Origin of the sequence: [Bacillus] selenitireducens MLS10 (assembly GCF_000093085.1) — a bacterium.
GTDB classification, from domain to species: domain Bacteria; phylum Bacillota; class Bacilli; order Bacillales; family Salisediminibacteriaceae; genus Salisediminibacterium; species Salisediminibacterium selenitireducens.
The window spans coordinates 927,767-953,650 of record NC_014219.1; the positions used below are offsets into that span (position 1 = coordinate 927,767).

At 47.9% G+C, this 25,884-nt stretch carries 14 protein-coding genes and 1 pseudogene; 7 read left to right on the top strand and 8 right to left on the bottom strand.

Annotated features, from left to right (window positions below; all coding sequences use genetic code 11):
* Positions 1-8: 8 nt before the first annotated feature.
* From BSEL_RS04340 to BSEL_RS04370, 6 genes are all read left to right on the top strand, one after another.
* Positions 9-4,544, top strand: coding sequence for an S-layer homology domain-containing protein (locus BSEL_RS04340; protein ID WP_013171787.1), 4,536 nt, complete (start codon positions 9-11; stop codon positions 4,542-4,544).
* Between the two features lie 39 nt (positions 4,545-4,583).
* Positions 4,584-5,831 (top strand): hypothetical protein, encoded by a 1,248-nt coding sequence (locus BSEL_RS04345; protein ID WP_155522699.1) that lies wholly within the window; start codon positions 4,584-4,586, stop codon positions 5,829-5,831.
* Between the two features lie 76 nt (positions 5,832-5,907).
* Complete coding sequence (locus tag BSEL_RS04350; protein ID WP_013171789.1) at positions 5,908-7,356, top strand: TcaA 3rd/4th domain-containing protein; 1,449 nt, start codon at positions 5,908-5,910, stop codon at positions 7,354-7,356.
* 109 nt (positions 7,357-7,465) lie between these two features.
* Positions 7,466-8,580, top strand: a protein-coding gene (locus tag BSEL_RS04360) for an IS3 family transposase (RefSeq protein ID WP_095522123.1) whose coding sequence is annotated in 2 segments (ribosomal slippage) — positions 7,466-7,715 and positions 7,715-8,580 — 1,116 coding nt in all. Because the reading frame shifts where the segments join, the coding sequence is not laid out codon by codon here.
* Between the two features lie 150 nt (positions 8,581-8,730).
* Positions 8,731-9,147: a zinc ribbon domain-containing protein gene (locus tag BSEL_RS04365; RefSeq protein ID WP_013171790.1), complete on the top strand. Its 417-nt coding sequence runs from the start codon at positions 8,731-8,733 to the stop codon at positions 9,145-9,147.
* A 235-nt stretch (positions 9,148-9,382) separates the two neighbouring features.
* On the top strand, positions 9,383-10,705 hold the full coding sequence (locus BSEL_RS04370) for a hypothetical protein (protein ID WP_041581740.1): 1,323 nt from the start codon (positions 9,383-9,385) through the stop codon (positions 10,703-10,705).
* Between the two features lie 575 nt (positions 10,706-11,280).
* Here the strand turns inward: BSEL_RS04370 and tnpC are convergent.
* The 8 genes and pseudogenes from tnpC to BSEL_RS04405 all read right to left on the bottom strand — a co-directional run bounded on the left by tnpC (position 11,281) and on the right by BSEL_RS04405 (position 24,272).
* Positions 11,281-12,856 (bottom strand): annotated as a pseudogene (tnpC, locus tag BSEL_RS04375) (IS66 family transposase).
* 43 nt (positions 12,857-12,899) lie between these two features.
* Positions 12,900-13,256 carry an IS66 family insertion sequence element accessory protein TnpB gene (tnpB, locus tag BSEL_RS04380; protein WP_013171792.1) on the bottom strand — a complete coding sequence of 119 codons (357 nt, stop codon included), beginning with the start codon at positions 13,254-13,256 and terminating at the stop codon, positions 12,900-12,902.
* Positions 13,253-13,573, bottom strand: coding sequence for an IS66 family insertion sequence element accessory protein TnpA (gene tnpA, locus BSEL_RS04385; protein WP_013171793.1), 321 nt, complete (start codon positions 13,571-13,573; stop codon positions 13,253-13,255). The genes tnpB and tnpA overlap by 4 nt, the downstream gene beginning before the upstream one ends.
* Positions 13,574-13,917: 344 nt before the next feature.
* Positions 13,918-19,776 carry a polysaccharide lyase family 8 super-sandwich domain-containing protein gene (locus BSEL_RS16955; RefSeq protein ID WP_013171794.1) on the bottom strand — a complete coding sequence of 1,953 codons (5,859 nt, stop codon included), beginning with the start codon at positions 19,774-19,776 and terminating at the stop codon, positions 13,918-13,920.
* A 262-nt stretch (positions 19,777-20,038) separates the two neighbouring features.
* On the bottom strand, positions 20,039-21,466 hold the full coding sequence (locus BSEL_RS16960) for a CAP and S-layer homology domain-containing protein (protein ID WP_013171795.1): 1,428 nt from the start codon (positions 21,464-21,466) through the stop codon (positions 20,039-20,041).
* Positions 21,467-21,637: 171 nt separating this feature from the next.
* On the bottom strand, positions 21,638-21,799 hold the full coding sequence (locus BSEL_RS17730) for a hypothetical protein (protein WP_013171796.1): 162 nt from the start codon (positions 21,797-21,799) through the stop codon (positions 21,638-21,640).
* 3 nt (positions 21,800-21,802) lie between these two features.
* Positions 21,803-22,744, bottom strand: coding sequence for an HD-GYP domain-containing protein (locus BSEL_RS04400; protein ID WP_013171797.1), 942 nt, complete (start codon positions 22,742-22,744; stop codon positions 21,803-21,805).
* Positions 22,745-23,000: 256 nt separating this feature from the next.
* A complete protein-coding gene (locus BSEL_RS04405; RefSeq protein ID WP_013171798.1) occupies positions 23,001-24,272 on the bottom strand; it encodes an ABC transporter substrate-binding protein in 1,272 nt (423 codons plus the stop codon).
* A gap of 182 nt (positions 24,273-24,454) precedes the next feature.
* Between BSEL_RS04405 and BSEL_RS04410 the strand changes: the two genes are divergently transcribed.
* On the top strand, positions 24,455-25,831 hold the full coding sequence (locus BSEL_RS04410; protein WP_013171799.1) for a hypothetical protein: 1,377 nt from the start codon (positions 24,455-24,457) through the stop codon (positions 25,829-25,831).
* Positions 25,832-25,884: the final 53 nt, after the last annotated feature.

Consider the following 25,884-nt stretch of genomic DNA (forward strand, 5'->3'; position numbering starts at 1 on the left):
GGTGACGTATGTATATTCTAAAAAAAATCCAATTATTCCTATTGACTGTTGTTTTGTTTCTATCCTTTGTCTTACCTGTTAATCCCGGTGCGGCTGATGCTGCAGGACAAGGACCAGAGACAGCGTCACAATCAGACAGAGACGAAATGTATGAACCGTTTGAACCGGTTGTAACAACGGCTTCCGAAGGGGACAGGCGGCGGAGTGTACTATTGATTCTTGAAGAAGGAAATTCTCATTCCTCTATCTATAATGAAGAATGGCGGGGCTTTTCACAGCTCGCCAATCACTTGCAAGTCAATGATTACATAATTGAGGAAAAGGCATTACCTCAAATTACATTGGATGAGCTGTGGAACTATGATGCAGTCGTCTTCTTTTCAAACTCGAGGGCTCATATTTCTGATAGTGAGGTCCGGACCGTCCACAACTATGTCCGGCAGGGTGGTGGACTGTGGATCCTCGGCGAGATGTCGTCAGAGGGCGGATTTCCTTACAATGAACCCTTGAATGAGATTGCCAAACCGTTTGGTATTGAAATCGAAAAGGGACTGTTGTTTCAGGAAGAGCAGAGAGCTGAAGGCTTCTCCCATTCGAGAATGAATGGAAGGGGGTTGCCGCTCTTTACTGATATCCAAGAGCATGTCACGATGTCAGGGGTAAATGAGTTCTACTACAACTGGGGAACAGCTTTGGATGTATCGCCCCCTGCGGTGCCGGTTGCGTTTTCTGAGGAGGATGCATGGCTCGACCCGGCCACAACATGGTATGAGGAGACGTGGAGTTCAGGAGAGGGCTGGTACTCGGAGCAAAATGACAGCCATTTGAGCGGTAAAATGCCAGTGGCAGCAGTATCAGAATTTGGAAGAGGAAAGGTCGCGGTATTGGGTGATTCAGGTATTTTTGCCAATGTATCGTTTGACGATAATGATCACCGGCAGCTGACCTTGAACACGCTTGAGTGGCTGATGGATACTGAACGGGGCAGGGAAGTGACTGTCGAAACACTCTATCCTGTTACGCAATATACGCCTTCGACTGTTATGAAGGGAGGGAGTGCCGTTCGCTATTATCAGCTATTTGACGATCTGGGTGTCCCTGTGAGACGTGTCAACATTCAGTACCGCTTTGAGGGGCAGGAAGAAGTACGCATGGCTGAGACCAATGAACAGGGCATGTTTGCCGTAGAAACAGATCCGCTGTTCGAATCGAACCTCCAGCGTGTTAAGTTCGAAAACGTTCAGTATCAGTGGCCTGAAGACACCGCTACGTTCCCGGTTCAGGTGAGAGATCGTGAATTTAATCAGACATTCTCGCTTTCAACCGAAATGAGTGGTCAGGTGGGTGTAGGTGCGCCTTCGTTGAAGGTAGGGAACCTAGTGGAAATTAATACAGTTTCAGCTGCTCTTAAGCTTGGGGCAGGTTCTTCAACCATGCTCAACTATGAAAACATTGGGGAAGTCTATAATCTCAAGTTAGAACAGAGGGTAAACAACGAAATTGGTGTTGGAGGAGAGGCGGGCCTACGAGCATCAATCCTTAGCGGTGAAAATACACCGACAATGAAGGCAGGTGCCGGCATTGAGTCAAATGCCAGCGGCTCTGTCAGTCATGGATATTCGGCCACTTTCGATTCATTTAACGATCGTGACGGTGAACGGTATAATCAGCAGCTAATGGAATCCTTTCTGTTTATGCTGAATGCCGCTGTTGTTAATAATTCTAGAAATGCAGTCGGGGCAATTGTCTATAATTACTTGCTGGACAATGTCGATTTGGAAGGAGAGTATTCCCAAACCGGTGGATACGGCGGGGCGGCTTCAGCTGGAGGTTCAGTCGAGATTGGTGTGGATTTTCCCTTTACAGAAAATGTGAGTGCTGCAACGATGTTCGAGTCAAATATTGGTGTTGATATGACATACGATAAACAGGTTGAGCATCATTTCAACAGTGATGAGGTAAAACACTCCGTAGTCAGGGGTCTGGCCGGAAGTTATAACATTGGCAAGATTAAAAATCAAATTGATACCAGTCCGGTGAACCTTAATTTGGAACGTTCGGATAGCAACGTCTACAGTGATGGAATTCATGAAGAGACAGGCTTGAGTTTGACGAAGCGAGGCTCAGTAATTGAGGATTTAACCTGGCATTCAACGGTTCAGACGTCCTCCGAAAACGGATTCGTCACAGGGCATGATTCGTTCCTGAAAAAGACCAACGTCTATCCTTCCGGGGAACTTACGACCCTAAAGGATAACGTTCCAGCCATTCATGGTTTTTTGGATAATCACAGGATTAGTCTGAGTAGTTTAGATCGGATTCAAGGTGAGGCGATGAACTTTGCCGATCATTATGAATGGCAGATCTCAGAAAAGGAAGAGGAATCGGTTAATTTAGGTTTGGAATTGGCTATTTCTGTCGGCCCCAAAGTGGGATTGGGTGCCAGTTTTTCAGGGGCTGATGAAATCGAATACACCCGAGACGTCGGTGTATTTGAGTCCGGGCTTGGAGAGATCGTCCTTGAGCGGTATGACGATGATACGTATATCGATGGGCAGAGGCAGGATGTGACGAACCTCCTTGATGAGTATGCATATGCCGTTGGTGATGCTGTCTCTCACTTGTTTGATTCAACTGTGCAGGCACTGGCCGATGGTGCAGAGTATGTCTGGGAATCGGGCAAAGCGACGGTGAAAAGCGTTGGAAGCGGAATTGCTTCTACAGCTCGCGGTGTCTTAACTACGGTGACTGACGCTGCTTCCGGGTTCAGCTTCTTTTCCGCTCAGACCGCAACAGGGCAGGCACCAATCATCAGCGAAATCTATCTGTATCATCTGATTGATGAGGACGGTGATGAGCTTGAGAATTATGGGGAAGTTGAGCTTTCTCTTGAGTATGAACAGTCTAAAGTCGATCAATATGGCTATCAGGATCAAACAGATGAGTTTGCGATTTATCACTGGAACGAAGAAAAAGGTTATTATGTTCCCCTTGAGAGCGAGGTGGACACCGATGAAAATATGGTAACAGCCGTTGTGACTGAACCGGGTCAATATCTCGTGGCTGTCGATGTATGGGATCCGGTGATCAATGATCTGACTCTGAGCAACATCGGTGATGAGACGTATTTGGAAACGGAAATTGGTACCAGGATCAGTCAAATTGATTTGGATTTTGTCAATCTGGACGTAAACGGTGCGGATGTCTCTCTGGCTGAAGGTGATAATTTGTTTTATCAGCCTGTGACAGGGGCACTTCAGGCGGAGATCAGAGATCATCTCGAACCTGGTGAAAATGAGGTCAGTCTTTCTGTGACATCGGGCACGGGGAAGTCTGCAACAAAAGAAGCGGTCCTCGTGCATGATACTGAACCCCCGGTGATTCATGATTCAAGCTTCATGGTCGAGGGCGATGACATTACGGTTGAAGCAGAGGTGACGGATAACATTGAGATGAGCAGGGTTCTGCTCAATGTGACGGATACACGGGATCCAATGAACAGCCTCGTATTGACAATGGATGAGCATGATGGGGGGATCTTCCGTACAACGTTGAACCGAGACGATATCGCCGTACCGGAAGTCTCACTGATTGTAAAGGCACGTGACTGGATGGAGAATGAAGCGGTGACGGATGCGGTCTCGCAAACAACAGGTGAGGTTGAGGCAGTCGAACTTCGATCGCCTGCAACCGTCCGGGGCGTTGATCCCAATGGACCACTGACGCTGTCATTTAATGAGCTGATCGATTCAGGTGAGCGTTACGATCAGATTGAGGTTGTGGATGTAAATGGCGAACAGGTGAGTATATACGTGCAGCTCTCTGGAAATGAGATGCTGATCTATCCGAGCAGGTCCTTTGAAGAAGAAGAAACGTATACGCTGTTACTTCCGGAAGAGAGCCTCAGGACTGTGTATGCGGATGAAGTCCTTCATGAAGAAATCAGGGTACAGTTTACGACAGGAAGTCGTGAAACAGCATTTGAGAACCCTTTCTCTGACTTCGATCCTGATCACCGTGCGGGATTTGCGGTATATCCACTCGTTGATTACGGTGTCATTCAGGGATACCCTGACGGAACATTCCGACCTGATGCCAATATCTTGCGCGGTGAGGCCGCTCTGATGCTTGCAAGAGGGATGGGACTGGTTGACCAGACTGGACAAGCTGCCGAAGGAACGGATTTTGAAACCCCATTTGCGGATGTTCCCGATTCAAGCCGGTATTATGATTCTGTCAATATGCTCAAAGAAGAAGGAATTACTTCAGGTTATGCGGACGGTTCGTACCGTGTCTCAGATACGATTACACGCGCAGAGATGGCTGTGATCATTGCCAATGCCTTTTCATTTGAACAGGAGTCAGCAGATTTTGTCTTTACAGACCGAGGAGCATCCACCCAAGAGTCTGTTCAGGCACTCTATGATGCCGGTATCACTGAAGGGATTGGAGATGACCGTTTCGGTTCGGATAATCCAATCAAGCGTTCTGATTTCTCTGTTTTTGTACACAGGAGTATGGATCAGACCGGCTATCTTGAATAAGTGAACGGATGTAAATGCTGGAAAGAATAGAGGAGACAAATGATGAAACTTAAAATAGGGTTTATCATCCCGTCGATTATCTTTCTGTCATTGACGGCATGTGGCGATCTTGAAGAGGATCAGATGCTGCAGCATGAATCAGCGGAAGGAGAATCTGCGGATGTCAATGACGATGACAAGGGACCTCAGACGATGGCAAAGCCTGTTTTTGACCGGGTTGATTCGGAGTCAGAAGTCTCAGACTCCGAATCTCTCCCTTCTCTTGAAGATTTGGAACAAAATGCTGTCCTTACTGAGGCTGCAAGGGCTAATAATGGTTCGGACACAACGCTGTATCTTCTCCCAGAGGGAGACGTTTACAGGTTCTATCATTATCATCATGAAAACCGTGACATCTTTAAAAGTGATGAAGTGTACGAGCTGCCTTTTAAAGACGAGGACAGTGTGCGGGGTGCGAGCGGTCTGGTTTATGAAACGGTGCATCATTCAGAGGTGCTGCTGAGTGAAACGAAGAATCAGCAGCTCTTGATTCTTAAGGTAGTAAGACCCGATCCTCAACCTTGGGGGTACATTGTATTCATTGTGGAAGACGAAGATGTGATGAAACTTGAAGGGGCGGTATATGGCAGGCGGCATAAACACCGTCTCGTTCTCGATCAGCTCTTACAGACAGCAGACTACGATCAGGGAGAATGGACGTTCAGATCTTTTCATATTGATGACGAGCAGTTGACCATCTCTGAGATGATGACGAGTGACATCTATGAGCAGCATGTTGATTTTGACTTTTGGATTGACTATAACTCGCCGGTTCGCTCGAATGTCCCTGATGATTGGCGTTACCGGGAATCTGAGCGTCATGATTTCGCACCTCACGACAGACTTCGGGAGGTCGGGCATGAAGTCAATCAGGTGATTTGGACACGCATAGCGGATCATGCCAAAGTATTTTATGAGGAAGAAGGTCCGGAGGAGATTGACACTGAGCCGATTCGAGCGGACGTCGATTCCCTTGTTACAGAAGCGTTCTTTGAGCGTGAACTTGAACCGTTTATTCATGGAACGTGCTGGGAGTGTGATAACAGTTACTTTTACTTCGGCGAGAGCATCGAGACCGAAGCCATCCTGCATGAAGGAGAGAATGAGATTTCTTTTATCGCACGTGCGCTTGAGTCTGATGATGGTTACTACAGTGAACAACAGTTAATGATCCAGTTCGTAAAGGAAAATGGAAAGTGGAAGATGAATGACTATAAACCGGCACAAATTCCCTGGCTCTCGTGGTGATCCTGATATGACGGATTGCTGGCAGTTAAAAAGAGACTGAAGAGGGCGCTAATGGAAAGGGAAGAGGAGGGGCATTATGGCTTTTTGTACAAAGTGCGGAGCCGAACACCAGGCTAAATTTTGCCCGAAATGCGGGCAACCTGTAAGTGGAAAACAGGATCAAGAGCCAAAGCAAAGTGAAAAGACGACTAAACATAAAGAGAAAACTGCAAAACCAAAGGGAAACCCGTTGAAAAAATGGCTGGTGGCAATGCTTCTTATTCTCATTGCCGGAGGCGTTGGCGGCTATGTTTATGCAGGAAAGTATTTCTCTTATGAGCGGGCGGTGGACCAGCTCGTTTCGGCAATCGAAGAAGAAAACGCCGATCAAATCCGTTCGATGGCAGAAAGCGGCGTGGCAGAGAGCATAACAGAGGAAGGTATGGCGTATTTTATGGCGATCATGCATGAGCAAGAACGGCTTGATGCGTTTCGCGTGGACATGCTTGCCAATCTATCCGGAGAACAGGCAGATGTGTCGGATTATCCGGCAGTTCTTGAGCAGTCTGGCAGCGTTTGGGGTATCTTCGATGATTATGCGCTTAAGTTTGAAAGTTATACGATCGAAATCAGGCATGTTGTTCCTGACAATGGAGTGACGGTCCACTATAACGGTGATGAAGTAGGTGTTTTCGAAGACGGAAACAATCGCTTGACCATTGAACGGATTTTCCCGGCAGGGGATTTCATAACAATCGACTATGCAGGTGGTTACGGAGAAGCAGAGGAGCAGATCGCGGTTGAGGAATTGGGAGATCTGTTCACGGACCGGTTATTGAGTTATACGTGGGATTTTGAAGGTTCCTACATTGATATTTCTGCAAATCGGAGTGACAGTTATTTAATGGTGAATGGCGAGGAGACCGGAGATGCCATTGGTAGTGGCATGACACTCGGTCCCATCAACTTCAATGAAATCGAATTTATACAGGCATATACAGAAGGGCAGTTCGACCGTCTTATCTCAGAGGAAAAAGCGGTGAACCCTGATGATAGCCGATATGAACTGGTTTTTGACGAAGAGACGGTAGAAAAAATCGAAGCTGAAGATCTTTTTTCGAGCATTAATCAGCATGTTACAGACTGGGTTGATGCCTATAGAGACCAGGATCCAGGGAAGTTTTCAATGCTTACGAATGATTTTGCGGAAACTTATTTGACAAGAACGAGAGGGAACTTCGATGAACAGCGCAGCCAAGGCTGGCGTTACCAGGGGTATGCGGACAGAGTCGACTATGATATTGCATCGGTTCGAATTCTCAATGATCAGGCTGATCATCTTGAGGTTTCTATCGATGTTCGTCTGAACTTTCAATCGAGTTTCTACGCTGTTGGAACCGATCCGTCGAATACACCGTTGACGAGATCAACGAGTGAATGGACGTATTATCTCCTTTATGACACAGACAGGGATCTTTGGCTTCTTGACGGTCAGGAAGAACTGGATAATTGGCGACCGGAAGATGAATACCGGTACGAGCTGTAAGATGCCCTTAGTGCTTCTATATATGGTTCTGGATCGGTTACACTTAGTTGGACAGATTCGTTAAGGTCCCGTACACTTGGTTCAAATACAAACCAAGGAGAGCTGTTTTATGACAACTCGCAAACGGAGAAGTTTCACAAAGGAATTCAAAGAACAGATCGTGCAACTGCATCAAGCTGGCAAGCCCCGATCCGAACTCATCAAAGAATACGAGCTGACGCCTTCTGCCTTTGATAAATGGGTTAGGCAATACCAGGGTAGTGGATCTTTCAAGGAAAAGGATAACCGTACGTCTGTTGAAGAAGAGCTGTTACAGCTCAAGAAAGAAAATAAACAGCTGACCATGGAAAATGATATTTTAAAGCAAGCCGCGCTGATCATAGGACGAAAGTAAATGTAATCAAGGCTAATCGTTACAAATACTCGGTATCAGCAATGTGCGACGTCCTACAAATTGCAAGAAGCTCATTCTATTACGAATCCAAACGGCAAAATGAATCAGAGCAAGAAGAACTGACAGAATTGATCGTAAGCATTTTCATGAAGAGTCGTAAGATCTATGGTCAACGGAAGATCAAAGCTGAATTGAAAAGAGCTGGATGGACGGTGTCGAGACGCCGTATCAAGCGGATCATGGCTGAACAGGGTTTGGTATCAAAGTATACCGTAGCTCAATTTAAACCTTCAAAATCTAGCTGCAATGAATCCGAAACAGGCAACACACTGGACCGGAAGTTTGATCAGGACGACGAATTAAGCGTTGTTGTCAGCGATTTAACGTATGTCCGCGTGAACAAAGCATGGCATTATATTTGTGTATTAGTCGATTTATATAATCGTGAGATTATTGGGTTCAGCGCCGGGCCTCATAAAACCGCTGAATTAGTTCAAACTGCCTTTGCATCCGTCCCCTACAATCTAAATCGGATCGAGATCTTTCATACAGACAGAGGCACTGAGTTTAAAAATCACCTGATCGACCAGGCACTCGATACCTTCGGTATTACCAGATCATTGAGTGACAAAGGAACGCCCTATGACAATGCCGTAGCTGAAGCCACATTCAAGACCATCAAGATCGAATTCGTTCGTGGTGCGGTTTTTTCTAGCCAACAAGAACTTGATCTTGAACTTTTTGATTATGTGAACTGGTTCAACAATATTCGAATTCACGGATCATTGGATTATTTATCACCAGCTGAATACAAGTCAACGGGACCTTAATTTTTTTGTCCGATTTAGTGTTGACATACCATTCTTTAAATCCATAGGTATCGAAAAACAATTTTAAGCGCAGACTATTATAAATAAACTGATGCACGAAGAAGTTTAAAAGAGTGAAAATACGACTACAGTGAATGGGAGTGAATGAACATGAGTCAGGGCAGTGCCGTTCAAACAGAAAGAGAATTAGGGATTGAGATCCGAAAAAAAACACATGAACGTACGGAGAAAATGATCCAGCTTGGCGAGGCGACCTATAAAGAAATCCGTTCGGGAAGCAGCGAGGATGAACAGATTAACAATTTGCATGAACAGTTGTTTAAGATCGATATGTCAATCGTTGAGATGAAGCAGAAGATTGCCGCCATTCGTGCTCAATCCGAAAAACAGATATGCGAATGCGGGAATGAAATTGCCGAGGGCGATATGTTTTGCGGTGAGTGTGGCAGTAAGGTTGTGAAAGAAGAGCCTCTTGATGAAGAAAACAGTAAAGTGTGTAAGACATGCCAGCATCAGGTTCCTGTAACAGCATCGTTTTGCCCTGCATGCGGACACCTCGCAGACTGATCTCTGTAACAGAAAAATCCAAAGGAGTTGATTTGAATTGTTTTGTCCGTCTTGCGGGTCCGAACAATCTTCGGACTATTTATATTGTAAACATGATGGGGTATTGCTCCAAAAGCCGAACTACGATTTTTCACTGGATCCTGTCCAGCCTGTTCACTGTAAAGGCTGCGGCAGTAAGGTGAGCAGTGATGCGAACTATTGCTGCCAGTGTGGAGGATTAGCGACGAAACTGAACATGGATGAGAACTCGTCAAAGTTCAAAAATTTTCAGGTATCCTCAATTATCGAGAAAGGAAAGTCGTTTAAACCTGCTCAGACAGCGGACTTGTCAAAAGAGAGTTTATCAGGGTATGCCATTGATGGTCTGAAAATCGCTCTTATCCCATTTATTATAATGTGGAGTGTCGCATATTATCTCTATCGAATGGTGATGGATTTTCCATTTGTTGAAGAGGCCAGCTTCATGGCAGAGGCTGCCGGTATTCAATTATTCAGAGTGACGGACATGTTTATGTTTGTGAACTCAGCCGGCATTCAATTCGATGTGAGCGCAAGTTCGGGCGGATTTAATGCGGGTATGGTCCAAGAGAGTATTCATATGAATTTTGGATATCTTGTTTTTCTGCTGATTGTTCTGATATCATCGTTTGTCGGAGCCTGGCTTATCAGCAAGTTCGATCCTTCGTTTAAAAGTCGTTCTTTCCATTACCCTGCACTATTCGCGGGTGTTATTTATATGATCTTGCTGACAGGTGTTTCTTTCGTTGCAGGAAGAACAGTCAGAGTTCCAGGTGAGGGTGCTATTTCTGTCAATTTTTCTGTATTTTCCACCAGTGTACTGACGGCGATTTTACTTATTATGACTGTGTATATTGCTCTGATGGTCGGACAATTTGGGAAAGGTGCTTTTTCTGAATCAGATCGATTGATTCCTCACAGTTCGAAAGTGATGATCGGATTCACTGCAGCTTTGGTTTCTTTCGCAGGAATTGTGGTTATTTTCACCGTATCGGCTCTGAATAATTCGTTAATCACGATGACTGGCATGTTTGTCGAGGACCTCACATTAGTCAGGGTATTAATGGTTCTGATGGGAGGGTCATACGCGTCATTGAGCATGTTGCAGACAGTTACCACGACAACTCCGGATTTTATGACTGTGACAACATGGGCTTTTGGTGATCTTTCTCTTTACAATTACATGGATATCATGCCTGAAGACTTAATGATGCTTGGTGGCACGACCCTTGAGTTATTTTTTCCGATCCGGCTGGCTGTCCTTGTGCCCATTGTGGTTTTTGCCATGGCAGGATTCCTTTATATGACTTATATTAAAGTAACAAACTTAAAAGATTTACTTATACTAGCAGTGTCGATCTCCGTTTCGTCCGTTATTTTGGGTGCATTTTCGAATTCGGAAATGGTTGTTACAGATTCATTTGGAGGAGGATCTGATTATACCTTATCTGCCAGCGTGCTGTGGTTTCGCTCTGTGCTGATGACAGGAGTATTCAGTTTTGGAATTCTCTACGCAGTTCACTGGTTCAAAACGAAATAACGTCAGGGAACCTTGCTCTGAACCGCTACTTGTTAAGCGGACTCGGAAAAAAACAAAAAAAGTGGTTTTAGGCCTGAATGAACTTACTGGTTCATTCAGGTTCTTTTTTGAACCTTATTGATGCTTCGTTGTTATTCAATAGCTATAGGTGGATGCTTGCCAAGGTGTTTGTCTTCAGCTAATTCTGACTCAGCTTTGCTTTCTCAGAGTGGATCTTCAGACTGCGCTAATCCCACTGGCGTCCCTCCTAACGCTACTGGATGACTTTACAACGAGTTTTAAAAGAGATTTCAGTCTTCTATTTAATCAACACCCTAGTATTATCTCCGATACAATTTTGGTGCCAGTCCGTTGAAAGTTATCGTGACTCTTCGCCAGTTATAATAATCAATATAGTTATGATGCTATTCTCCAATTGTTCAGTTGATGAGAAAAACTTACGGTAATAATATTTTGCTTTTAACGTACCGAAAAATCGTTCAATTGGTTGATTGTAATATACATATTTATTCCTAATGTAAGCGTCAAAAATCCGCACCTATCAATGTAGATGCGGATTTTCTATACTTGGATTATCAATTTTTAATGATACGAATATCATCCGGCAAAGAGTCTGACCACGGCAGGAACTGTTCCATCTCAGATTGTTTGCTGGAGGGGAGGTTCTCAAACAGGTAGTTCAAATATGCCTGGGGCTTCAACTGGTTCTCTTTTGCAGTTTCAATCATACTGTATATGATACTGCTGCTTTTGCACCTCGCGGTGTATTGGAGAAAATCCAGTTCTTTCTCCCAATAACGAATGGTTTAATACTGCGCTCTGCGCGATTGTTATCAATCGCTAATCGACCGTCTTTTAAGAATGTTCGTAGATGCTCCATTTGATAGCTGGCATAAATCACGGCTTTACCCAAGAGTGATTTGGATAGAATTTTTGGCTTCATAGACTCAACCCATGCTGAAAAAGCCTCAAGAGGGGGCTCGATTCGCTCTTTTCGAGCTTCGTAGATCTCTTCGGGCGTTTTATACTTATTTTGAATCTCTCTTTCAATGCGGTAGAGCTCGTCGATGGCATTCAGCCCTTTTTTTGCCGCAGATGTCGTTGAATCACGATCGTCAGGCAACGTTTGAACCGCATCGAAAAACTTGCGACGTGCATGGGCCCAACATCCAACGAGTTCCACTTTGGGTTTGAGACCATGATAACCACCATAGCCATCAACATGCAGATAGCCGGTAAATCCTTCTAGAAAGCGACGTGGATATTTACTTGCTCTTCCAGGCTGGTAATCATAGATGACGATCGGAACATCATGACCACCAGACCGGTATAGCCACATATAGGATTTAGCTGCGGCCTCTTTTCCGTCTTCTTTCAAGACTTGAACGGTCGTTTCATCGGCATGGAGAACATCGAGAGATGTTAACACCCGAATCATGAGGTCCCAGATCGGCTCAAGCATTTGTTCAGATGCTTCAATGATCCAATTGACATCGTCTGGCGGGATATGGAGACATCCATCCTCTTGAACTCCTGTTCTTGCCGGTAAAGCGGTACGCCTTGAACAAATTTCTGATTGATCATATAAGAGACGATAGACGGCGAAGCCAAACTGCCTGGAAATGGGCGTTCTGGAGAAGGTGCTTTCACGATTGGATTTCTCGTACCCGTTCTTTCACAATGTCGACAGCTGTAAATGGTGGTTTCATACCGTTTGACCTTTACTTCTGCCGGGATGATCTCCAGTTCATCTTTAACCTGTGTCTTCATTATATGAAGTTCACCGTTGCAACACGAACAAACCTGGTCTTCGACCGGGAGTGTATAAGTCACGGTTTCAGTGTACAGGTTCTCTGTCAGGTCCTTACGAGCCTTTCGTTTTTTCTTCCGTTCATATGTAATTGCCTCAACCGTCGGTTCTTCCTCAGCTGCGTCCTGTTCTTTTTCAGACTCGTTAAACAAAGAACCTTGTTCAAAACGCTCATCTGTTTTTTCGCTGGATGTCCCGAATTTTTTCTTTTGCATCAGGCTGAACTGATCCCTGTACCATTTCAGTTGAAGTTCCAGCTCAGCCTTTTCCTTCTCGAGTCTTGAAACTCGGTCATCGACAGATTCAGTTGTGTTGGATGAGTGTTCAGATGTCTTTTTCATAATGTAGCTTATTTTATACGGAAACAATGATTCCTGCAAGACGCTAAACGACTTTTTCAGGATTCATCTTCCGATGAGCCCCTTTTTGATCCAATGGCAGTCCATCTAACAACCATCTTAACTGTCTTTCCGTAATGATCATTGGCTCGTCAGAGCCAGATGTCGGCCATGGAAACCGACCTTTCTCAAGACGACGGTAGTAAAGCCAAAAGCCATTATGATCCCAGTACAAAATTTTGATTTTGTCCCGATACCTGTTACAAAAGACGAACAGCGAAGATGAGAAGGGATCCAGTTCGAATCCCTCCTGAACAATCGCCGCTAAACCATCAATGGATTTGCGTAAATCCGTTGACCCTCTTGCAAGGTAAACGTTCTTTGGGTGAATCTGCCCGATCATAAAGCATTCACTGCTTGAAAGAGGTGTTGGAGTTCCTTTGGAGGTAATCCCGCAGGGATTTCAAGCCGGCTCCCATTAGGTAGATGAAGGATTATTTGTGAGGAATGATGTCGGGTGTGATCAACATGAACGGACAGCCAATCCGAAGACGATGGACTGGTTTCGGATTGCTTCTGGATTTTTCGAAGCCAGTAACGGACCTGGTGAACGGTATATCCCTCATTTTGTTTCACCCAAGCGGCTACTGAGAGCCCTGAATCTTTGATTTCCTTCACTTTATGTACCCAAAATTCATGATTTTTCCTTTGGTTATTCATCACGTCATTCCCTCATACTTTGAATATAATCACAGTATGAAGGAAGATCGGGTTAAATCATATGTGCATTTGTTTGACGCTTACTTTATTTTTGCGAATAGAAAAACTCCCAACTAAGTAGCGTAGAAATAGATTATTTCTACTGATCACTTTGTTGGGAGCATATCATCCTTTGAATGGTGAGGGCTTTTTAAATGATTCTGTTACTGTTCATTGTTGATTAAAATCACTGTTACTTGCGAACTGCCTGGAGATTTATTATTAGGATACCTTTTGAATCACGCTGCTGTTTTTACGAGAGTGACTGCCTGATTGGCTATGTTCAAAACAGCAGTTACGGTGTTTCAGTCAATCAGCTCCTTGACATAATAGAGTACCTTTGCAGTCTGATCGCGTTTAGTCGGCTGGTGAGGAAGGAAATGTCCTCCTGCGGTCCCTTCGAGAATGCCTGTCTTGGTCAGGGCTGCGACAGAAGGTATTGCGGTCTGTCCGATCTGTTCCAGATCTTTGTAGGCAAGGTCGTGTTCGGAAGACAGAGGTTCGCCTGTGAAGATGTCGATGGCCCTTGCGATCATGATGGCCATTTCTTCCCGATTGACAGATTCATCCTGACGAAATGTACCGTCTTCATAGCCGTTCGTAATTCCGGCTTCATAAGCAGCGGTAATCGCGTCAGACAGGGTTCCGTGCTGATCGGTGAAGGCGGTCTCGCCAGGGGTTGACGGATTCAGTTCCCCAATGCGGACAAGCATTGCAATCATCTGGCCTCTGGTGACATCATCTGCAGGACGGAATTCGTAATCACTGAATCCTTCAATAATGCCTGCAGAAGTGAGCGTGTCGATATAGTGAGACGCCCAATGATTCAATGGCACGTCTTCAAACTGCTGCGAAGGCAGATCGGTAACCGAAACGCGTACCTGTGCCGATGTGCCGGAGACGAGATCCGTAATTGTGATAACGGCGTTACCTGCCTGCTTCGCGGTTACTGTCCCGCGGTGATCAACGGTTACCGTATCGGATGCGTCTGTCGTGTATCGGAGGCCTTCCGTAAAGGCGCCCGCCGGTTCCACGACCGGCGAGAGCAGGTATTCGTCACCGGTATTCAGGTGAAGTGCGCTCTCTGCCGCGCTGAGTTGCGTGATTGCGACACTCGTCTCCAACAGCGTAAAGTGATCGATGAACAGCTGTCTGTCACTTGTGCCGGAGGATGCATCGTAGCCAAAGGTGAAGCGAGCCGGCGCTTTGGCATTTTCAGCCCATGATCCAGATTCAATTACATCGCCGTCAAGCGTGAAAGAATAGACACCGCTGAGAAGATTGATGTCGAGAGTTGCGTCATGCCAATAGCCGGCAACAAAGCGGTCCATCCCGTTTTCCATCGTGAAAAGGGGGGCGCTGTCTGTGTCAGAAACGGTGATTGTGAGCCCTTCGGTTTCCCTGGTCATAAACGACCAGTTCACAATGATTCGGTCAGTGGCATCCGACACGTCGAGGTGCGTGAAAGCATCTTCCCCATCAATGGATTCGAGTTTGCCGTATTTATTGATGATGCCAGCCTCTTTGCCGTTGATCTTCAGGTTATCAACGACAGAGGCATGGGTAGTGCGGTTATCCTGGAAGATGAATTTTCCAATATCTTCAGGCGTACTTGCCGTATCTCTGAAGGCGAAGTCAGATGCGATCTGCACCGGATTTTCGTCTTCGGGGGTGACGAGGACGCTGTAACGGCCTTCGTCGAGGTTGACAGAGATGGCAATGTCGTAGGATGTGCCAACGTGCCAACTAAGCTCTTCATCTGCTTTGAATACGGCGCCGTCTCTTGCATCAAATAGTCCGCCGGTGTTTGACGAGGCTCTGACGATAATTGGAAGATCCGGGTAATTACTGATGGTCATCTCTTCTCCCGCAAGACCCATTACCGCATCAATGCCCTCTTCTTTTGGTGTGAATGTGTAGGTGACCTCAACGGTTCCGGTTTCTGCTGCAAACGGCGTAACACCAGTGAAGTCACGTTCAGGCAGAATGGCTTCACTCTTATGGAAATACGTCAGACTGTCTGCTTTTGACACGTTCACTGACGTCACGGATTCTCCGTGAGGGCCGTCTTCAAAGCGTTCGTCAAAGAGGGCGTTTGTCTGCCATCCGGAGCTGCCTTCCTGCAGATCGAGGATTGCCGTTTTACTGAGGCCGGAAGCGTCTTTTACGTCAAACGACAGATGGATGTTCTCATCTGTATGAGCGAGTACCTTCACACCATCGTCGAGGACGAGTGGCGCAGAAACGGGATGGTCAATGACGAGCTCGATGGTCCCGTTGTTCTGTCTCGTCGGATCGCTGACGGACACTTCAAGGCGGTCACCAGGATATTCTCTCATCATGACTGAAGCCTTGTTATAGCTTGTCAGCTTCCCTGCTGTTGTCGGACCATCGGTCCAAAAGTTGGCTGCGAGAATGCCGAGTGAAGCTTCTTCAGCAGCCTGAACTTCCTTCGTGTTGGCAAGAACCGTCACGTCAGGAGCCGCCGCATAGTCGGAGACAGCTTCGGAAGACTGATTCGGAAGCACGATATAGGCGTACGTATCGTCTGTCGGATCTGTGCCGTGGTCAACAGACAATTCTGCAAAGGGCCGGGTGACGGTTTCGGTTGAGCCGTTGCGGTTTATGTCATACCAGGAACCGCTCTGCTCGTAACGCTGGACGTGTACATCCGCCGTTTCCGGGAAAACGTAGCCGATGTCACTGCCGGCTGTATTGCCTTCGATGTGCATCCAGGTTGGTTCGGTGGCAGTGTGAGACGTGTTCATACCGGTATTGATGGCCGCACCGTCAATGAGGATCTCATTCATCCCCTCTTTGGCAAGCTTGCGGCTGTCGATGATCGTTTCGATCTGATCACCGTCATCACTTGAGATGCCCGAACCGAGAGCGACGATTTCGTCATCAAACATAAACCATGATTTGTGACCGGTCAGGCTTTGCCCAAAGACGGCCTGATCGAGCTGCATGCCGCTGGCACCGTAAAGTCCGTCCAGCGATGTCCCGCCGACCCATGTGGCAGGGGATGTGCGGGCAGTCCCAAGTCCAGGACTGAGAGGACGGTCCATATTGGCGGTGATGCCTGGAAGGCGTTTCGGGTCGATAGCAGCCCAAAATCCATCGTTATACTGATGGAGGTCATCCGTATACAGGTAGGTCATGCCGGAACCTGTGTAGTGGCCTTTCATATTCTCTCCATTCATATTGCCTTCATAGGCGGCAATCCGGTCGGAATATTTACTGAGTGCAAAAGTGAATCCGGGTCTTCGGTGTGCAACACGGTCCATATGCGTCATGAGATAATGACCGATAAGTTCGCCACGTGCCTCAATGGTTTCATCGTTCAAAATCGTATTGGCCATCGTGATCACCTGAATGCGGTTGAAAGCATCGATCATCTCCGGCTGAGAGATAAGCCAGCCTTTGATCATGCTCATCATCCGCTCTTCGTAATGATTTGGAACGATCGTCGCGTACTGAATAATCCGTTGAACAGCACCGCGTCCATGGCCGATGTCTTCCGTATTGCCCCGGGAAATGGCCCGTCCGTTGACCATATCCATCATGAGTCCTTTGTAGATGACCGGCTCAAAGCTGAGGAAGATCATCTCATAGATCACGTTCAGGTCATCTTCATTCAGTTCGTAACGGCTGTCGTTGAGCATGTAAATCAGATCGATCATTGAACCAAGGAATACAACACCATACGTACCCGTATAAGCGATGTTGTTGTGATCGATGAAGGAACCATCGATATACACGCCGTTTCCTCTGCCTGATTGTTTAATCGTCACGACAGGGAAATGTTCCTGTGCTGAGGCGATCCGTTCTTCATCATGGGCGAGAATCCCCTGAAGGGCGACAGCTTTGCCGAGGTCGACCAGGTTTGCTCCTGAAGCTTTAACACGCCAAGTGGCATTGCCAACACCGTAGTAGTGGGTTACTTCAGGAATGTAGTGTTTCACTGCATCCGTATAGCGGAGGCGCTGTTCTTCTGCCAAACTGTCATGAACCATGGCAACCGTATCATTCAAGAGTTGTGGAGACCCGATCTGCCAGTCCCACCAGTTTCCGTAGTCAGAGCCGTCGGCGTGATAATGATGTTCGTTCATCCATCTCAGCCCGTAGAGAATGGCTTCAAGAAGTGACTCGGATTTGTAAAGTGAGCTCGCTTCAAACGTGTATGCCTGTGCCATTTGATGCAAATTTCTGAAATGTGTGGTCATTGTGGCTGAGTCTGAGAATTGACCTGCGTCATCCCAAAGGACATCGGCCTCCTTATCCATCTTCATCGTGGCAAGAAGACTTGCGGCTTTCTCTGTCAACTCGTCCACCTGATCGGCGATCGCTGGTGTATCCATGTCGGTATAGGCGTTTGGCACGATGTAATTTACCCAACGTTCGCGCATCCGATCAAATTCCGTTTCCTCGTATGGCAGGACGGAAACCGTCATTCTTGCTTCTGCGTCACTGTCAGCAGCACGGATGATCACTTCTGCTTCACCAGGAGCAATGGCATGGACAAAGGTTCCGTCTGTTTGCAGTACAGTTTCGTCAGACACGCTCCAATTCAGCGTTGCATCAGACGAAGAGGAGGGATGGACGTCAGGGAAAACAGCGAAGGAACGTCCTTCAACAACGGTCATATCCGTCTCCTGAAGGGTGATATCCGATACCGGTATCTCGCCGTCATGGACGATGACTTTCGCGGTATCTGTAAGTGTCAAATCGTCATTGACGATGACGGTGACCGCTGTTTCACCTGCAGAAACCCCTGTGATGCTGCCGTCATCAACTGTGGCAACTGTCGGATCACCTGTCGTCCATGTGAATGAATCTGCCTCGGCGTAGACCGGAGTTAATCCGAAAGTGGCCTTAACGGTTTCGCCTTCCTTGACGTAAATTGGCTCATCGTCAAAGGAGATGCCTTCAACGGCAGCTTCCTGACCGGAAATGGCGAAGGATTTAATGTCGATTGTGCCGGAGGAACCGGCTTCAGGACTCACTGCGCCCCCGATCACGAGGATCAGCCGGATATGTGTCGCATTGCTTTTTGTTTCGATTTCGCCTGTGCGTGTCATCCAGTCGGTTGAACCTGCCGGGACAGCGGCCACGTCCTTTCGTTCAAGGAGTGAGGTGCCGTTAAACTGTTCGACGCGCAAGAATGCAGCGTTGCCCTGAGGATTGGGACTGTTGAGTTCGGCTGTGCGAAGGACTGTCCCGATTTCATAGCGGCGGTTCGGGTCCACTTCAATGGCGTCGTAATACTGAAAGAAACCGACCGTTTCATCGAGGGAAAGACTGACGATCGTCTCCTCCCCTTCCAGATGGACATGTCCTTTCGGAGCCTCTCCTTCTGATGGCCCCCAATTTCGTAAATCCCAGTAGGCGGGCTTTGTTTCGTCCTGCCACAGATCAGCAAAGGATTCTGCGTGTTCGGTTTCATCAAAGCGGTGGTTTTTCAAAAGGGTGTTGGCCAATTCATCTTCCACATGGGGAGGTTCGTCTTTGGAGACCTCGCTCAAGGAGAAAGAATCGATGGCAATTGTTCCGGTGGCGCCCTGTCCCGGGGAAACGACACCGGTGATGAGGATTAACCGGATTGTTTCGGCTCCCTGTACAGGCTGAACGCTCTCGTGCACGTCATGCCATCCGGTGTCTTGATCGGTGTTTGTTACATGTGCAACATCATCGCGTAACAGCACCTGGCCGTTTTCGTTGAGGTGCTCCACCCGTAAAGATGCGGCGTTACCGGATGTGTGAGGCGTTGAGAGGTTCTCTGCACGAATGGCTGTCGTCAGTTCATACGTTGCGTCCTGTTTTACAGGTATAGGATTTTGATACTGAAAAAATGAGACCGTCTGATCGAGCTCGATCGTTACGATCTGTTCATCATGATGATGTGTGGCAAGAGGAGGCTCGCCGCCTGAGTTACCCCAGTTGCGTAAATCCCAATACGCCGGCTTCATGCCATCGGTCCATAAATCGGCAAAATCGCCGGCATGTTCCTGATCTTCGAAACTGCCGTTATTAAGCAGTTCACCTGATCGAGCCGTTTGCATTGATGAATCCGCAAAGGAAACGCTTTCAAAAAATGGGATGAAAAGCGGAAATAATAAAGCCATAACCAGTCCAATTACGCATTGCTTCTGTAAATACTTCAACGATGATCTCCTCCTTAAATGGGTATACGGGTCGTTTCCTGTGTCCTCCTTTCTGCAAAATGAAATGTCTTAATTATCATAGCTTCGCCTGCAATGACTGGTGTGAACGGTTTTGACCAAATAGAGCAGGATTTTGACGATTGTGGGTCTGGTCAACATGAAAGATCCTGCAAGGGAAGAAGATATCATTCATCTGCAATAGAAGAAAGACCCTCACCATCGGTGAGGGTCTTCTGCACAGCAAGCGTGACGTAATGAAAAATTACTCATTAAAATAACCTGCAGGGTCGTCTTCTGTACCAAACCAGACGTGTGAATAGTTGCCTTTGACGGATATACCCATGACGGTGAGATTACTCCAGTATCCGTCACCAATGATCACATTATCATGTGCCGGACTCGACTGCCAGAGTGACAGGGCGCGCTCAGCCGTCATGCCGTTTGAAGCCCAGACCGAGATTTCATAACCGGATCCATTGTATACGCCGTCGGTGATTTCATACGGTTTATCCCACATGCCGGAGGCATTTGCGTGATCGGATGTGTAGCATACCGGCGACCAGTCGCCGTTGGCAGACCAGCTGTGCAGGTTGCATTCCGGTGCGGCGCGTTCAGGGCTGTGAAGGTTTGAGTCATTGACATGTGAGCGTGCGACCTGCGTCATGGAGACAGACAGCTTCAATGGCTCGAGACCGAGGCTCACGCGGTAGTCGTTGATCAGGTTGGCAAGCTCGCGCTCTTCAACGGACAGCTCTGAAGAGAGAACATCGATCGGCTGATAGCCGGTTACGGGCTCATCGTCTTCAGGCTCTTCCTCCCCGTTCTCGTCACGGCTTTCGTCTGGAAGCGTGGCCTCGCTGTCCATGATGACCGTATCGATGGCATCCCTCAGTGGATTGGTATACGGGATGGATGCCTGTTCTTGTTTAAGGTCTTCAATAAGAGCTTTCAGCGAGGTTAATGCTTCTTGCTGTTCTTCATCGTTCATGCCGCCGGCGTGGAGCTGATCAGTCTCCAGCCTTACTTCTTCGAGCAGAAGCAGGGCATCCTCGGCTTCAATCGTGTGGTGGCCGGCCTGCATGGATGCGCGGACCATGACAGAGAAGTCCGAGCGGATCATGAACTGATCGGTGCCATAGGCATCGAGAGAAATGCCGGAGGTAATGGCGTAGTCATACAGAGCCTGCACGGCATCCATCGACGACGCACCGAGATCTTGAAAAGGGTTCGTATGGCCAACAGGAGCAAGCTCAAAACCGTTTGCGAGCATAATCGCCATTGCACCGCGGGTCACTTCGTCGTCCGGACCAAAGGTGCCGTCAGGATTACCGCGAACGACCCCCTGTTCTTCTAGGGCGATGAGGGCATTGTAGTAGCTCGTCCCTGGGTAAACATCGTTGAACGAAGGGCTGTCTGCGGACGTTTCAATCAGGAGATTCCCTTCGAGATCGACAAAACCCAGTGATCTTGCAACCATGATTGCAGCAGCACCTCTTGATATGTCATTGTCGGGTTTAAATGAGCCATCGGGAAAGCCGCCGATGATCCCGAGGTCATAAAGGCTGAGGACATCATCTTTGTAGCGCTCAGCGAGGGGGTCGGTAAATGGTGATGATTCGGCAGCCGGTGAGAGTCCGCAGGAGAGAATCGACACGGCGAAGATGAGAAAAGCAATGTATTTTTTAATCATATTGTCCTCCTTGAAGATGCAAGATACTCAGGCGAGTGTCGGTCTGTGACCCGATGAAGAGGGGATAGGCAAGTGTTATTGCCGAATGAGGGCATAGTCCGGGTATGTATATTGATGAAACATTCCCCCGCTCCGGGATGGAACAGGGGGAATAGTGTTCGAGTGAAATAATCAGTCCATGATGACAGGTTTTTGCATGATCGTGTAGCCGTCATCTGAATGCGAGATACGGAGGATCTCTTTGCTCTCAGACGTTGTATCCTCTGCGCCGGCGACACCGGTTCCGGATACGAGCATGACTGCGAGGATGAGAAGAGTCAATAGCTTCTTCATGATTTAATCACCTCCTTTTCGGTGGTGCTCAATGACATCAGTAAAGGCGTCGACAACATCGGGCTGATACTTGATACCGCGGAGCCCACGCAGTTCATTAAGGGCGCTCTCATGGGAGCGGGCATGCTGATACACGCGTTCACTGGTGATAGCGTCATAGGAGTCGACGAGGCCGACGATGGCTGCTTCGAGAGAGATTTCTTCTTTCTTCAGGCCACGGGGATAGCCGCTTCCGTCATAGCGTTCATGATGCTGCTCGACGACTTCTGCAGCCAGAAGGAAATGAGAAATGCAGGTTTCCCGTAACATTTCGGCACCGTAGGATGTGTGCAGTTTCATGATGGCCCATTCTTCTTCAGTGAGTTTTGAAGGTTTCAGAAGAATTTCCTCAGGGACCTGTGTCTTGCCTATGTCATGAAGGAGTGCACCGAAATGAAGCTTCATCAGCGATTCGGAATGCAGGCCCATTTTATCACCGACGAGCATGGCGAGATCTTTGATTCTCGAACAATGGTCGGCCGTGTAACCGTCTTTCTGTTCTATTTTTATGGCAAGTTCTTCAAAGTTCCTGGTGTCGTGGCTGTAATAGTGAAAAACGGGTTTGGATGTAATATACAGAAAGGCTGACTCTTCGAGTGCCGTCAGGACGAGGTATTCATTGATTGGCGTTCCGGAAAGAAAGTCCCCGTTCAATAGAGTGGTCTCCTCTGTAGAACGTTTCATTTTCAATTTTCCGGAAAGAATGTAAACAGCTTCGAGGCGCTCTGTTTCTTCTTCATCCGGGGAAATGCCCCAACGGGAACCTTTATCGAGACGATGGTGAATGACCTCGGTGCCGTCAAATGCGTGTAAAAGTGAAACGACTGAATGTTTCGAGGAGGCCCGTTCGAGTGCCAGTCCGCTCTTCAGGATCTGTAATGAGGGATTAACGAAAGAATGGTCCAATTAAATGCCTCCTTTCATGAAGATGCATATCCTCTCTACATATATTATACGGAAAATACAGATATATTGTCGAAAATATGCTGAAAGTATGTGTAATTGAGGCATTTGGAACGGGGCGAATATTGTAAAAATTAAAAAATAAACAATAACGGTACAGATTACAGGTGAAAAAAGACTAAAGACTTATGCGGGATTACTGTGACGAATGGTCATATGTGAGGGGGCCGAACATCTCGGGCAGAATCGCATATGGCGGTTATCTTGTAATCCGTCGTTCCACACGTTCCAGGATGTCCGCCCATTCGTCGTCAGGAGGCGTGGACAAAAAGACATTGTCAAGGCCGATGAGAATTTCCTCATCCACGCTCTCATAGTTGCGCCCCCGGTGGTGAGGAGCTGCGGAAATGGCAGCTTCGGCAAACAATACGCCTGTGGCCTGTCCTCCAAAGTACGGATCGGTGATGGATGAAAAAGCGTCTTTGTCATAAACGGCAGGAGAAGCCGGGAGCTGTCCGGTCTGTTCATAGAGGCGGAGTTGCTGCTCGGGGGCAGTCAGCCATTCGATCAGACTGTAGGCTTCATCCGGGGCATCAGACTGAGCAGGTACAGCCAGCCACGTCCCTCCCCGATTGCCTGCTCCTTCAGGGATTTGAGCGATTCTCCAGCTGTCTGAGTCCGGTGCGTCGGCTTTCAGATTCCGGGTCATCGTCCAGTCGCCGAGGATCGTGGCAAAATTACCGTTCGCTGTCGCCTCCTGCCAGGACTCGGAATCGTGATCATGAAGGAGTAGGTAGCCTTCCTCCATCCATTCGGCCGTTTTCATAAAGATGGACTCGATATGAGATGATGAGCCGATCAGGAGCTCACCATCGGTGTTGAAGTAGCCGGTTTCCATCTGATCGCGAAGGGCGTGATAGAGGATGTCCGGATTTCCGGCTGTTGCCGTTCCGGTCTCGGTTTGGAGCTGATCCGCCATTTCTCTGAAGTCATCCCAGGAGCGGATCGCGTCTTCCACTTCTTCAGGATCTGACGGTAGCCCGGCTTCATGGAATCGGTCTTTGTCGTAGTGCATAACCGTCGGTGACACGGTGGCCGGGAGTCCCAGGATGAATGAGGCGTCGGAGGAAGACCCTGCTTCAAAGGCCCAGTCCAGAAAGCCTTCGGCATGATCCGCCGCACCGTGATCACTGAGGTTGACAAACTGATTTTGGGCATCGAGGTAGGTGTCGAGCTGTGACCAGTCAAGGGCAGCCACGTCCGGCGCTCCTCCGCCGGCAGACAGTGCTGTGAAGAGGGCGAGCTGGTGATCGTCCTGATCCCGCTCGACGAGATCGATGTTCAGATCATCGTGCATGTTTTCGTATTCTCTGACGAGATCTTCATAGTCCGTGCCGTAGGACCAGACGGTGAGGGATGTCCCGCTGTCTTCTGCGCTGTCTGCAGGGCCGTTTTGGTTCTCCTCTTTGCAGGCGGTCAGGCCCGCAGCGACAATAAACAGGATTGCACTGTATCGAATCGTTGGCTTCATGAGTATCGGTCTCCCTTTTCATTGATCGGTTTCTGGCGTTCTTAGCCGTTGTATCATGGAAAACGACCGAGGGCAAGGAAAATGGGAAAACGTTCAGGAAATGCTCGGAGTCATAAGGATGAACGGGCCATGTGTATTGTGGTATGCTTTTGTCTATGAATGACGGACGGAGGAGTTATGACATGATGGGGATGTTTCAAGGGCGCCTGCACATATGGTTTCCGCCCGTTTTTGGGCTGTTTATCGTAAATCGGTTTATCGGCAGTCCGCTTTTGGACGACGTCATCGGCATTCTGGCCATGCCGATGCTCGTCATAGCCTTCATGGGAGCAGCGGGGCTGTTCCGGATTCTCGGAGGCGTATTTACCGTTACGGGGGCCGGGATGTTTCTCTATTCCGGACTGCCAATAAGTGAACTGCCGGGCATGATGATCGCGACTATGCCGCTTCTTTCTTTCTTGACGGTGCTGCCGTGGATGAACAGCGTCGTCCGCTCCGGTCGCTTTGACCGCCGGATCAATGATCTTACGAAAGTCAATGCCAGTCATCTCGGCACAATGTATACAAGAAGTTCTTTCTCAACGTATCTGCTGGCGATGTTTATCAACCTCTCGGCGCTGTCTCTGTCTCAGGATGTACTCCGCAGCAGTCTGAAGCATTTCCGCAAACGGCTGAGGGATTCGTTCATCAGCCGTGTGACACTGCGGGCGTTTACTCTCGCGCTCCTTTGGAGTCCGATGGAGATTATGGTGGCGATCACCGTCGATACGACGGGGGTCAGCTATCTGGCCTTTTTGCCATGGCTCTTTTTGGCTTCTGTTAGCCTGCTTGTGATTGACTGGTTTTGGAACTGGCTGTTGTTTCGGCGGATTCCAAATGAGAAGCATACTGACGATGAGATGAAGCCGATCGTTATCAACTGGCGAGTGACCGCATGGAAAATGATGCAGCTCGTGGTGGCACTTGGGGTGTTTTTGACAGCTGTCGTGACGATCGGCAACGTTTTTTCACTGAATTTCATTCTGTCAGTGACCCTCGTTATTTTACCGTTCTCGTTCGGCTGGGCTCTGATTATGGGCCGTTTCCGCTCGTTTATCCACATTGGCTGGGGAACGTGGAAGCACCGGACCAATCATTTGCAGAATTTCGTCGTCCTGTTTCTGTCTTTGGCCCTCTTCTCTGAGAGTCTGAACGAGACACCGTTTCTTGCATTTTTACAGATGCCGTTTGAAGCTGCGAGCGAGACACCGCTTCTGATTTTGCTTCTCGTGCAGTTCACATACCTCGCACTTAGTATGATCGGGGTGCATCCGATTGCGACAATTGCGATTCTTGGTGAGATATTGCAGCCGTTGTTTGCGGTGATTAATCCGCTCAGTATCGGGATGGTTCTGATTATGGGCGCGCTTGCAACGGCGACGGTCGGAACTTACGGGGTCACGGTGACGATGACGGCGATGAATACGATGCAGAATCCGTATCGCATTACGCTCAGAAACATGCCCTTTGCCCTCCTTTGCGGCAGTATGGGTACCCTGATCGGCTTTTTGCTCCTTTAAAAAGCAGGCTTTTTGTTGCTTCTCTGTTCAGATCGTGCGACGATGCAGACAGA

Excerpts from the sequence above, each read along its gene's own strand:
- BSEL_RS04365 (WP_013171790.1), top strand. The coding sequence starts at position 8,731 with ATGAGTCAGGGCAGTGCCGTTCAAACAGAAAGAGAATTAGGGATTGAG.
- tnpB (WP_013171792.1), bottom strand. The coding sequence starts at position 13,256 with ATGATCGGGCAGATTCACCCAAAGAACGTTTACCTTGCAAGAGGGTCA.
- BSEL_RS17730 (WP_013171796.1), bottom strand. The coding sequence starts at position 21,799 with ATGAAGAAGCTATTGACTCTTCTCATCCTCGCAGTCATGCTCGTATCC.
- BSEL_RS04370 (WP_041581740.1), top strand. The coding sequence starts at position 9,383 with ATGGATGAGAACTCGTCAAAGTTCAAAAATTTTCAGGTATCCTCAATT.
- BSEL_RS16960 (WP_013171795.1), bottom strand. The coding sequence starts at position 21,466 with ATGATTAAAAAATACATTGCTTTTCTCATCTTCGCCGTGTCGATTCTC.
- BSEL_RS04405 (WP_013171798.1), bottom strand. The coding sequence starts at position 24,272 with ATGAAGCCAACGATTCGATACAGTGCAATCCTGTTTATTGTCGCTGCG.
- tnpA (WP_013171793.1), bottom strand. The coding sequence starts at position 13,573 with ATGAATAACCAAAGGAAAAATCATGAATTTTGGGTACATAAAGTGAAG.
- BSEL_RS04410 (WP_013171799.1), top strand. The coding sequence starts at position 24,455 with ATGATGGGGATGTTTCAAGGGCGCCTGCACATATGGTTTCCGCCCGTT.
- BSEL_RS04340 (WP_013171787.1), top strand. The coding sequence starts at position 9 with ATGTATATTCTAAAAAAAATCCAATTATTCCTATTGACTGTTGTTTTG.
- BSEL_RS04345 (WP_155522699.1), top strand. The coding sequence starts at position 4,584 with ATGATGAAACTTAAAATAGGGTTTATCATCCCGTCGATTATCTTTCTG.
- BSEL_RS04350 (WP_013171789.1), top strand. The coding sequence starts at position 5,908 with ATGGCTTTTTGTACAAAGTGCGGAGCCGAACACCAGGCTAAATTTTGC.